8 protein-coding genes are annotated in these 11,609 nt (G+C 34.9%); 2 read left to right on the top strand and 6 right to left on the bottom strand.

Going from position 1 to position 11,609, the window contains the following annotated elements; translation table 11 throughout:
* The 5 genes from VGE71_RS07985 to VGE71_RS07965 all read right to left on the bottom strand — a co-directional run.
* Positions 1 to 116: hypothetical protein (locus VGE71_RS07985; protein ID WP_331137852.1), on the bottom strand; the 116-nt coding region annotated here is incomplete at its 3' end.
* A 229-nt stretch (positions 117 to 345) separates the two neighbouring features.
* Positions 346 to 942: a 3-isopropylmalate dehydratase small subunit gene (leuD, locus tag VGE71_RS07980; protein ID WP_144215886.1), complete on the bottom strand. Its 597-nt coding sequence runs from the start codon at positions 940 to 942 to the stop codon at positions 346 to 348.
* Positions 943 to 1,091: 149 nt separating this feature from the next.
* A complete protein-coding gene (gene leuC, locus VGE71_RS07975) occupies positions 1,092 to 2,486 on the bottom strand; it encodes a 3-isopropylmalate dehydratase large subunit (protein ID WP_286965064.1) in 1,395 nt (464 codons plus the stop codon).
* Positions 2,487 to 3,169: 683 nt separating this feature from the next.
* Positions 3,170 to 3,952 (bottom strand): hypothetical protein, encoded by a 783-nt coding sequence (locus VGE71_RS07970; RefSeq protein WP_331137851.1) that lies wholly within the window; start codon positions 3,950 to 3,952, stop codon positions 3,170 to 3,172.
* A gap of 42 nt (positions 3,953 to 3,994) precedes the next feature.
* The gene (locus tag VGE71_RS07965) at positions 3,995 to 4,456 is read right to left on the bottom strand and encodes a hypothetical protein (RefSeq protein ID WP_331137850.1); all 462 of its coding nucleotides are present in this window, start codon (positions 4,454 to 4,456) and stop codon (positions 3,995 to 3,997) included.
* 286 nt (positions 4,457 to 4,742) lie between these two features.
* On the opposite strand from VGE71_RS07965, the gene dnaE reads away from it, so the two are divergent.
* On the top strand, positions 4,743 to 9,278 hold the full coding sequence (gene dnaE / locus VGE71_RS07960; RefSeq protein ID WP_331137849.1) for a DNA polymerase III subunit alpha: 4,536 nt from the start codon (positions 4,743 to 4,745) through the stop codon (positions 9,276 to 9,278).
* A 179-nt stretch (positions 9,279 to 9,457) separates the two neighbouring features.
* Positions 9,458 to 10,432 (top strand): outer membrane beta-barrel protein, encoded by a 975-nt coding sequence (locus VGE71_RS07955; protein WP_331137848.1) that lies wholly within the window; start codon positions 9,458 to 9,460, stop codon positions 10,430 to 10,432.
* Positions 10,433 to 10,555: 123 nt separating this feature from the next.
* Here VGE71_RS07955 and VGE71_RS07950 read toward each other — a convergent pair whose 3' ends face one another.
* Positions 10,556 to 11,548, bottom strand: coding sequence for a Gfo/Idh/MocA family oxidoreductase (locus VGE71_RS07950; RefSeq protein WP_331137847.1), 993 nt, complete (start codon positions 11,546 to 11,548; stop codon positions 10,556 to 10,558).
* Positions 11,549 to 11,609: the final 61 nt, after the last annotated feature.

Here is an 11,609-nt window from a genome sequence, read left to right as displayed (position 1 = left end):
TCCTCCAACAACAATTGCGCAATGGTCAGTTTTTCTGCAGCAGAAAATGATACTCCTGAGGTTTGTTCACCATCACGAAGTGTCGTATCCATTATTTCAATTTTTCTTTTTTCCATATTGATATTATAATTCTGATGTAATTGGACGCAGATTTTACGGATTCGCCTTCGCGAAGACGCGGATAAAAACTGATTTTATTTTTTTTAGTTAAAGAAAAAATCCTCGCAAATTCGCGTCTTTGCGATAGCAAATCTGCTTCATCCGCGTTCTAATTTTTTGTTTAACTTATAAAGACCCGACAGGTTTCAAAAACCTGTCGGGTCTCAAAGGACTGAACCTGATTTTTTAGTAAGGAAGTTTATCAGCGAAAGCTTTAATGTCCTCTTTCATATCTTGTAAATAATCAATATCGTCAAAACCATTAATTAGGTTATTTTTTTTGTAACCATTAATAGCGAAAGACTCTTGCTCACCAGTTGACAATAAAGTAATGGTTTGGTTAGGAAGATTGATTTCTAATTCTGTATTTGGATCAGCGTCGATAGCTTTGAAAATATTAGCTAAAAATTCTGGGCTGATTTGTACTGGCAAAACTCCGATGTTCAGACAGTTTCCTTTGAAGATATCTGCAAAGAAAGAAGAAACTACAGCACGGAATCCGTAATCGTAAACTGCCCATGCAGCGTGCTCTCTAGAAGATCCAGAACCGAAGTTTTTTCCTCCTACAAGAATTTTTCCGCTGTAAGTTGGGTTATTTAAAACGAAATCTGCTTTTGGAGTATCGTCTCCATTATATCTCCAGTCTCTGAAAAGGTTGTCTCCAAAACCTTCACGTTTTGTAGCTTTCAAGAAACGAGCTGGAATGATTTGATCTGTATCTACGTTCTCAATTGGCAACGGTACACCGCTGCTTGTAAGTATATTAAATTTATCGTATGCCATTTTTTGGAATTTTAGATTTTAGATTTTAGATTTTAGATTTTCTTTTGAAAACTTAAAACACAGCATCTAAAATGTTTTTGTATTAAATAATGTTAGTCAATTTTATTTGAAGAATTTAGATCAGCAATCTGAAATCTAAAATCTTCAATCTAAAATAATTCTCTCGGATCTGTTAGTTTTCCTGTAACAGCAGCAGCAGCAGCCATAATTGGACTTGCTAATAAAGTTCTAGAACCAGGACCTTGACGACCTTCAAAGTTTCTGTTTGAAGTACTTACTGCATATTTTCCAGCAGGAACTTTATCATCGTTCATTGCTAAACAAGCAGAACATCCAGGCTGACGTAATACGAAACCAGCTTCTGTTAAGATATCTAAAATTCCTTCTTCTTTAATTTGTGCTTCAACAACGTGAGATCCAGGAACTAACCAAGCTGTAACATTATCTGCTTTTTTTCTTCCTTTTACAATTTCAGCGAAAGCTCTAAAATCTTCAATACGTCCGTTTGTACAGCTTCCTAAGAAAACATAATCGATTTGTTTTCCGATCATTACATCATCTTCGTTGAAGCCCATGTAAGCTAAAGATTTTTTGTAAGTTTCCTCACCACCTTCAACTTCTTTGGCATTCGGGATATGTTTTGTAATACCAATTCCCATTCCAGGGTTAGTACCATAAGTAATCATTGGTTCGATATCTTCCGCTTTGATGTTTAATTCAGCATCAAAAACAGCATCAGCATCTGTTTTAAGTGTTTTCCAATATTCAACAGCTTTAGTCCAAGCTTCTCCTTTTGGAGCGTATAATCTTCCTTCTAAGAAATCAAAAGTAGTTTGGTCAGGAGCAATCATTCCTCCACGAGCACCCATTTCGATACTTAAGTTACAAACTGTCATACGACCTTCCATTGTCATGTTTTCAAAAACATCACCAGCGTATTCAACAAAGTAACCTGTTCCTCCAGAAGTAGTTAATTGAGCAATAATATAAAGCGCAACGTCTTTTGGTCCAACACCTTTACTTAGTTGTCCGTTTACGTTGATACGCATTTTCTTTGGTTTTGGCTGCATAATACATTGCGTAGAAAGCACCATTTCGACCTCAGATGTTCCGATACCGAAAGCGATAGCTCCAAAAGCACCGTGAGTAGACGTATGTGAATCCCCGCATACAATAGTAGCACCAGGCAAAGTAATTCCGTTTTCAGGACCAACTACGTGTACAATTCCATTTTTTTGGTGACCTAATCCCCAGTGCGAAATTCCGTATTCGTTTGCATTGTCTTCAAGAGCTTGAAGCTGATTAGCAGAAAGAGGATCCTGAACTGGTAAATGTTGGTTTATGGTTGGTGTATTGTGGTCTGCAGTTGCAAAAGTACGTTGTGGGTATAAAACGTTAACGCCTCTTGATTTTAATCCTAAAAAAGCAACAGGACTCGTAACTTCATGAATGAAATGGCGGTCAATAAAAAACACATCTGGCCCATCTTCAATTTTACGCACAACATGTGAATCCCATACTTTGTCAAATAATGTCTTACTCATTTTTTATTTTTTTTAATTGTAATTTCTATAACCACAGCAATTTCCTGTTCATTATAATAGCAAAACAAAAGTAAAAAAAGATAAAAAAGCGTCAATTTCGATATTTCATTATATACGATACCCAAACTGATTTACAAATAAAAAATAGGCTTTTGTAAACTAAAATTTGGAAGAAAAATGATTTAGAAACTGATTTTGTTTTTCTTTTTCAGATTTAATTCTGCTTAATTGTTTTTTGTTTTAATAGTTTGCAAATTTATCTCAAAACTGCTATAAAATAGAGGTTTTTATTTGAAAATATGTAACAAAATAAATAAAAATAGTAATAATTGTTAGTTTTGATTTCTTTGCCAAATCTTCTTTTTTTGGGTTTTATAAGGCATAAAAGGATGTTTTTTGCATGTTATTTAGATTCAATAAAACGCCTAAATACTACGACATCCAAGAGGTAAATTTTTATGTAAATTTATGAAATGGAAGCTCAAAATTAAGTCCAAAAAAGAATAAAACCGATCTCTTTTTTGGAAAAATAAAAAGAGAATAGGCTGGATTAATTTAATGAGTCTTCAAACTCTGCAGGAGTAAGACTGGTTTTCTTTTTGAATAATTTGCTGAAAGACTGGTTGTAATCAATAAATTTTTTGATTTTGGCAATGAGTATTCAAAATAAATAATCGAAGATTTTAAAGATTTATATAATGAAATCCGTAATCCATTCTATATGTTTTAATTTTAAATTTATTTCCAAGATTTTCTATTTGATAAACTCTAGCATTGGTTTCGTCGAAGTAACAATTGTAGTTATATGAAAATTCTTCTGGATGCCATTCTCGTTTCATTAACTCGTAATTTTTACGTAATCTGATTTTAGCTGAATCGATATTTTCATCAGGAATATCATAACTTCCTCTTAAAGTATGAAGTACACTGCTGCTGTCTTTTTCTTCAATTCTTTTGCAATTTAATACAGAAGTAAGCATCTCGTTGATTAATGTATACCTTTTATTTGATTTTCTTCGATCGCTATTATTAATCAGCTCATCTATGCCTGAATTAAGTTGATTTGTAAAAGTTGTATTTGTTTTGGGCACATTTTGTAATAGTTTATCAAATGAGAATTCCCAATAATCTCTGTATTTGCTATTAAAAAGAGGCATGGCATAAATTTGTTTTTTACCATTAATAAATACTAAAATATGATTTCTGTTTTTATATCCTTCAGGTTGTGAATAAAGTTGGATTTCGATATTGAATTCGCCTTCCCGCACACTTTTCACGAACTTAAATTCTTTACTTTTTTCTGATTTTTTTTCAGCTGTTAATTGAGGATATTTTTCAATTAAATTTTGAATAGAATTATTAATTTTCGGTTCAATACTTTGATTGCAACTGACTGAAATAAAATAGATTAAAAAACATGAAATAACATATTGTATCCTAAGTTTCTTTGCAGATTTATTTTTCATTATTAAAATTTATTTTATTGAAGTTGGATTGGGTTTTAAATTTTATTTATGTGTTTTGTATTTTTCAGGATTATATAGCCTTTTTTCGTTATAATCGTCCGAATATTTTTTAAAATCACTTTCTTTTTCTTTGATTAAAAAAAGGTAATTCAGATATGGCTTTTCCTTTGTTTGGTAAACAAGAACAATTGCTTTATCGTTATAACTTACAACATCATAAGAAAAATTTCCCCAAGTCATAATGCTGTCTTCAGAAACAGACCATTTTTGCGGATCTTCAGGCATAAACGGATCTTCGGGTCTAGTACTAAATTTTCCGTCTTCATCTATATTATATCGGTACGATAATTTGTTGTCCTTAAACTTGAAATAGGTAAAATAAGAGTCACAATTAGTGTAATAACACCAATATTCATCGGACTTTGTTTCTAAAGATTTTTCAATAGGATTCTTTTTTGAACAACTAATTAGAATAATCAGAAAGAGAGGAAAGTATTTTTTCATAGAATTTTGATTAAAATTTTTATGTTTAGAATTTAATTAAATCCTCTGTATCAAGTTTAGAAATAAACTATTGTCAAATTTAGATTGTTAAAATGTTTAAAGCTAATGATATTTTTGTCAAAACAAGTTGTTTTGTTTAACAATTTTGGACTTTAATTTCTCCAAAAAAAGCGTAAATTTGAATTCCTTCCATTTTTCATTTCGCATTTTGTTATGTTTCATGTTGTCAGTATTTTGCAATGGTGGCGACTTGGAATTTGGAATTTAATTTTTGTATTTTCACTATATGTATTTAATATTCGATACCGAAACAACCGGATTACCAAAACGCTGGGATGCCCCAATTACAGATTCTGATAACTGGCCTCGCTGTATACAGATTGCTTGGCAGCTTCATGACGAAATGGGACAGCTTGTCGAACATCAGGATTATTTGGTAAAACCAGAAGGATTTAATATTCCGTATGATGCTGAGCGTATTCACGGAATCTCGACTGAATTGGCAGAAGCCGATGGAATCACTTTGGCTGAAGTTTTGGAGAAATTCAATATTGCATTAAGCAAAACCAAATATATTGTAGGTCAGAATTTAGGTTTCGACGTTAATATTATGGGAGCCGAATTCCATAGAATGGGAGTAGAATCTCAAATGAGTTCGATGCCTGTTTTGGATACCTGTACCGAAGTTACGGCTTCATTATTACAGCTTCCTGGAGGTCGTGGAGGAAAATTTAAACTTCCAACTTTGACCGAATTACACAGCTACCTTTTCGATCAGCCTTTCGCTGAAGCGCACAACGCAACCGCCGACGTTGAGGCAACTACGCGTTGTTTCTTAGAATTGGTTAGAAGAGAGGTTTTCACCAAAGAAGAACTTGATGTTCCTAAAGAGTATTTCAAAGAATTTCAAGAAAGAAATGCGGAGCCATTTAAGTTAATTGGTTTAAAACATATCAACTTAAAAGCGGCTTCTGATAAAATCAGAGAACAGCTTAAAGCTCTTGCTGGAGAAGGCAAAGAGACTGTTGTTTCAGAAGAAGATAAAGCTGATTTTAAAGCAGCAAAATTTGCGCATTTACACAATCATACCCAGTTTTCGGTTTTGCAATCGACTATTGGAGTTGGAAATATTGTGGCAGCTGCCGCTAAAAACGGAATGCCAGCCGTGGCCATGACCGATACAGGGAACATGATGGGAGCTTTCCATTTTGTGAGCGCTGTTATGAATCACAATAAAGCGGCTTCTGGAAAAAATAAAGCATTAGTTGAAGCAGGTGAAGAACCAACTGAAACAGAGGTGAAACCTATTGTAGGTTGTGAATTCAACATTTGCGAGAATCACTTAGATAAAAGCAAAAAAGACAACGGTTATCAAGTTGTTTTAATGGCTAAAAATAAAGCCGGATATCATAACTTGGCTAAAATGGCTTCGATTGCCTATACTGACGGATTTTATTATGTTCCGAGAATTGACAGAAAGATTGTTGAGCAATACAAAGGCGATATCATGGTTTTGTCTGGGAATTTATACGGAGAAATTCCGAGTAAAATCTTGAATATCGGTGAAAACCAAGCCGAAGAAGCTTTAATTTGGTGGGCAGCACAATTTGGCGAAGATTTCTACTTGGAAGTAATGCGCCACAATCAGGAAGACGAAAATCGTGTCAACAAAACCCTGATTGAGTTCTCTCAAAAACACAATGTCAAATTAATAGCAACCAACAATACTTATTATTTAAATAAAGAAGATGCCAATGCACACGACATTTTATTGTGTGTAAAAGACGGTGAAAAGCAGGCAACGCCAATTGGTCGTGGTCGTGGTTACCGTTACGGACTTCCAAATCAGGAATACTATTTCAAGTCGCAAGACGAGATGAAAAAGCTTTTTGCTGATTTGCCAGAAGCGATTATCAACATTCAGGAAATTATAGATAAAGTTGAAGGGTATTCACTTTATCGTGATGTATTGCTTCCGAAATTCGAGATTCCGGACGAATTTGTAGTTGCTGAAGATGAAGCTGACGGAGGTGTTCGTGGGGAAAATAAATACTTGCGCCACCTTACAATGGAAGGGGCAAAAAGAAGATATGGCGAAATTACCGAATCGATTCAAGAACGTCTGGATTTTGAATTAATGACGATTTCAAACTCAGGATATCCGGGTTACTTCTTGATTGTACAGGATTTCATCGCCGAGGCAAGAAAAATGGACGTTTCGGTAGGACCTGGACGTGGTTCTGCAGCCGGATCTGCGGTTGCGTATTGCCTTGGAATTACAAATATTGACCCAATTAAATACGACTTACTTTTTGAGCGTTTCCTAAATCCGGATCGTGTATCGATGCCCGATATTGATATCGACTTTGATGACGAGGGTCGTGGACGTGTAATGGAATACGTAATCAACAAATACGGTCAAAAACAGGTAGCGCAGATTATCACTTATGGTAAAATGGCAACCAAATCGGCGATTCGTGATACGGCGCGTGTACTGGATTTACCCTTATTTGAAGCCGATAGAATTGCGAAACTGATTCCAGGAATGATGCCGTCAAAATGGAATTTGGCGCGTTTTATTTCGGAAAGTGAAGAGGAAGTTAAAAAAGCACTTCGTTCGGACGAATTTGATAATGTAAAAGAATTAATCGCGATTGCCAATGAAGATGATTTGGCAGGAGAAACCATTCAGCAGGCAAAAATTCTTGAAGGATCGATGCGTAATACGGGAATTCACGCCTGTGGGGTAATCATTACGCCATCGGATATTACGAATTACGTTCCGGTTACCACTGCAAAAGATTCGGATTTGTATGTAACACAGTTCGATAACTCGGTTGCAGAAAGTGCCGGATTGCTGAAAATGGACTTCTTGGGTCTGAAGACCCTTACGCTGATAAAAGATACTGTAAAACTGGTAAAATACAGAACAGGAATCGAACTAAATCCAGATACTTTTCCAATTGATGATGAAGAAACGTATGCGCTTTTCCAAAGAGGTGAAACTGTTGGAATCTTCCAATATGAGTCGCCTGGGATGCAGAAATACATGAAAGATCTGAAACCAACGGTATTTGGAGATTTAATTGCCATGAACGCCTTGTATCGTCCGGGGCCTTTGGAGTATATTCCGTCTTTCGTTCGAAGAAAAAACGGTGATGAGGAAATCAAATACGATTTAGATGCCTGTGCCGAATATTTATCAGAAACCTACGGAATTACAGTTTACCAAGAGCAGGTAATGCTTTTGTCTCAGTCTTTGGCAGGATTTACAAAGGGTGAGGCCGACGTCTTGCGTAAAGCGATGGGTAAGAAACAAAAAGACGTACTTGATAAAATGAAACCTAAGTTTGTTGAACAAGCTGCAGCAAAAGGTCACGACGCTAAAGTTCTAGAGAAAATCTGGAAAGACTGGGAAGCCTTTGCGAGTTACGCCTTCAACAAATCGCACTCGACTTGTTATGCTTGGATTGCGTACCAAACAGCCTATTTGAAAGCACATTATCCTGCAGAATATATGGCAGCGGTACTTTCCAATAACATGAATGATATCAAACAGGTTTCGTTTTTCATGGAAGAATGTAAACGTATGGGATTACAAGTACTTGGACCAGACGTAAATGAATCCTACTATAAATTTACTGTAAACGATGATTATGCAGTTCGTTTTGGAATGGGAGCGATTAAAGGAGTAGGTTCTGGAGCTGTAGAAACGATTGTAGAAAACAGAAAAGATGGAAGATATAAATCGATTTTTGATTTGGCGAAGCGAATTGATTTGCGTGCAGCCAACAAAAAAGCGATTGAGAATTTAGCATTAGCCGGAGGTTTTGATTCTTTTGAAGGGACAACTCGTGCCCAATATTTCCATGATGAAGGGGATGGAATTACTTTCTACGAAAAAGCAATGCGTTACGGATCGAAGTTTCAGGAAAATGAAAACTCTTCGCAAGTAAGTTTATTTGGAGAAGCCAGCGAAGTCCAGATTGCTGAGCCAGTTGTTCCGCCATGTGAAGACTGGAGTACCATGGAAAAACTGGCAAAAGAAAAAGAGGTTGTTGGAATCTATATTTCTGGGCATCCGCTTGATGATTTTAGGTTTGAAATGAAATACTTCTGTAATGCCCGATTGGAAGCATTAAAAAGTATGAATGAATATGTTGGAAAGAATTTACACTTTGCAGGAATTATCAATAACGTTCAGCATCGTGTAGCCAAAAACGGAAAAGGCTGGGCGGCATTCAATTTAGAAGGTTATGATGAAAGTTATGAGTTTAAGATTTTTGGTGAAGAATATTTAAAATTCCGCCATTTCTTGATTCAGAACAATTTTGCCTTTTTGAAAATATTGATCAAAGACGGGTGGGTAAATCACGATACAGGGAAAAAATCAGATCCTAGAATGCAGTTTGTGGAGATTCGACAATTGCAGGATATTCTAGAAGCTTTCGCTAAAAAGCTAATCGTTTTACTGAATATTAAAGATCTTCATCCAGAGTTTATTCATAAACTGAGTCATTTATTTGCTGAAAATAAAGGAGAGCATGCTGTGACTTTTGAAATTATGGAATTAGAAAAAATAAAAAAATTGGTTGAGGTAGAAACTCCAGCAGATTTTGAAACCGAAGATGCTGTTTTTGAAAGTGAAAATGAGAATGAAGATGCGGCACTTGAAGATACAAAAATCCAAGAGGTAAATGAAGTTGAAGAAATTAAAGTAGTGACTAAACTTACGATGCCAAGTCGCCGTTTAAAAGTTAGAATTTCAGCTGAGTTATTGCAGGAATTGGAGAAAATGCAAATTAATTTTAAATTAAACTAAAATTTCAACAGTTAAAATTCAAACAGATGTTAAAATCTTTATGTTAAAAAATATGCACGCATAATAGTTTTTTAGTAATATTGTTCAAAATTACAACGATTTCGTTCCAAGTCTAACCGTACAAACTGTAAGAATATGTTAAAATAATCTAAGTTTGTATAAATCAATAAATGAGAATTATGAAAAAGAACCTATTTTTATTAGGATTATTAGTTTGCTCAATGACCACAATAGCGCAAACAACGGAGAAAGCAGATAAACCAGAAAGCTGGTATTTTAAATTAGGTGGGTCGTATTTCAACCAAACAGCTTCAACAGAATTTCCTGAAGTAGGAGGACAAGCTCCTAATAGAGATATTTATTCAGGTACTTTAACTAACAATAAATTGGTTTCAAGAGAAAGTATAACGGGATCATTTGGACAAGGTTTTAGAAGTGGTATTACAGCAGGTTACCGTTTTTCTACACGTTTAGGAGTCGAAATGTCTGCAAATTATTATGTAAGTAATAGTAAGACAATGGCTCAAACGGTAGATAGACTTTATGGATATGATGCTGCTAATAATGTTGCAACATATATTAGTTTTACTGCTGATGGACAGATTAAAGCATTTGATTTAGCGCCTTCTATTGTAATGTTTTTAGGAGAAGCTCATGGTTTTGAGCCATATACTAAAGTTGGAGTTATTGTTCCAGTTCACGGGACATTAGATATTAAAACAGATAGAGAACTTACATCTTATGTTGGTAATAATGTAGTGCAAACAAATAATATTTATTCTAAAGATGTAGTAAAACCAAACCCAACAATTGGATTTATGGCAGCATTAGGAACATCTTATAAATTAGGAAAACATATTTCTGCTTTTGCTGAATTGGAATACAGAAACTTTACTGTTCACGGAAAATCTAAAGAAACAACAGAATACACTGTAAACGGACAAGATGCTTTAGCAACTAGAAATACGTCTCAGAGATACACAAATTATCACAAAAAATTAGACGTAAATTCTAATAATCCGCTATTTAATCCAAACACGGCAACATCTGATACAAGTGATACAACAAGACCAAATGAAAAAATGGACGAGTTAAGTTCTTATGTTGGAATTTCAGGTTTAGGATTAACTTTAGGGATCAAATACAGTCTATAATTTTATTCCGTTATTATATTTTATAAAAGAGGATATTCGAAAGAATATCCTCTTTTTTTATACTTAATCTTTGGCGATTGCCGCGTGTGATTTCTCGTTCCTCGAAATGACAAAAAATGGCGCTTATTTCGAAGCCTCTCTAAATTCCTTCAAAACCTGATCAATAACCCAAGTTGTTCTGGCGCCAGAAGTTCCTTTAGATGGGGAAGTTCCGTTACCTAAAAGATCAGCAATAACAGTTTCAATAAATGGCTGCTGAATATGAAGCGGGTTTTCTATTGTAATACTTTCTTTTTCTCCATTTGCATATTGAATCTGCAAAGGATCATTTCCAAAAGTCGAAAATGAAATTTTTCCTTTATCACCAACAATTTCAGTATTATCATAACGTTCGAAACTTGCAAAATTCCAGATTCCAGAGCCGTGAATTCCATTTTCAAATAAAAACGACATCGAAACAGCATCTTCAGCAGGATAAGCCATTAATTGAGAAGTAGCATGTCCGCGGACAGATTTTATCGGACCTAAAACAAAATCCAAGAAATCTAAAGTATGACAAGCTAAATCGACAAAAATTCCGCCTCCAGAAATATGTGGTAAAACAGTCCAAGGAAGGTTGATTTCGTCATCATAGCGCTGCTCGAAAGGGTGATATAAAACACAATTGACATGTCTAATGGTTCCTAATTTTCCTTGATCTATAATTTCTTTTATTTTTAAGAATCGCGGTAAAGCTCTTCTGTAGTAGGCAACAAATAAAGGAACATTATGTTCTTTGCAAACGCTGATCATTTCGTTGCATTCTTCAAAAGTTAAAGCCATCGGTTTTTCAACATAAACTGGTTTTCCGGCTTTAGCACATAAAATAGTGTATTCTTTATGAGAAGATGGAGGAGTGGCAATATAAACAGCGTCAACTTCTGGATCATTTATTAAATCTTCAGCTTTTGAATACCATTTTGGAACGTTATGACGTTTGGCATAATCTTCTGCAAGTGCTGCATCTCTTCGCATAACGGCAACTAAAGCTGAGTTTGGAGCTTTCTGAAAAGCTGGGCCGCTTTTGACTTCGGTTACATTTCCACAGCCAATAATTCCCCATTTTATAATTTCCATTGTTTAAGTTTTTAGTTTCTCAAATTTAAAAAAGGTTTGCCACGAATTACACTAATTTCCT

Source organism: Flavobacterium sp., assembly GCF_036405015.1.
In the GTDB taxonomy this organism is placed as follows: domain Bacteria; phylum Bacteroidota; class Bacteroidia; order Flavobacteriales; family Flavobacteriaceae; genus Flavobacterium.
Note: the sequence above shows the minus strand (reverse complement) of the source record. Positions and strands in the feature narration are given on the sequence as shown.

Bases quoted from the DNA above. Each gene is read 5' to 3' on its own strand.
- leuD (WP_144215886.1), bottom strand. From the start codon at position 942: ATGGCATACGATAAATTTAATATACTTACAAGCAGCGGTGTACCGTTG.
- leuC (WP_286965064.1), bottom strand. From the start codon at position 2,486: ATGAGTAAGACATTATTTGACAAAGTATGGGATTCACATGTTGTGCGT.
- VGE71_RS07970 (WP_331137851.1), bottom strand. From the start codon at position 3,952: ATGAAAAATAAATCTGCAAAGAAACTTAGGATACAATATGTTATTTCA.
- VGE71_RS07965 (WP_331137850.1), bottom strand. From the start codon at position 4,456: ATGAAAAAATACTTTCCTCTCTTTCTGATTATTCTAATTAGTTGTTCA.
- dnaE (WP_331137849.1), top strand. From the start codon at position 4,743: ATGTATTTAATATTCGATACCGAAACAACCGGATTACCAAAACGCTGG.
- VGE71_RS07955 (WP_331137848.1), top strand. From the start codon at position 9,458: ATGAAAAAGAACCTATTTTTATTAGGATTATTAGTTTGCTCAATGACC.
- VGE71_RS07950 (WP_331137847.1), bottom strand. From the start codon at position 11,548: ATGGAAATTATAAAATGGGGAATTATTGGCTGTGGAAATGTAACCGAA.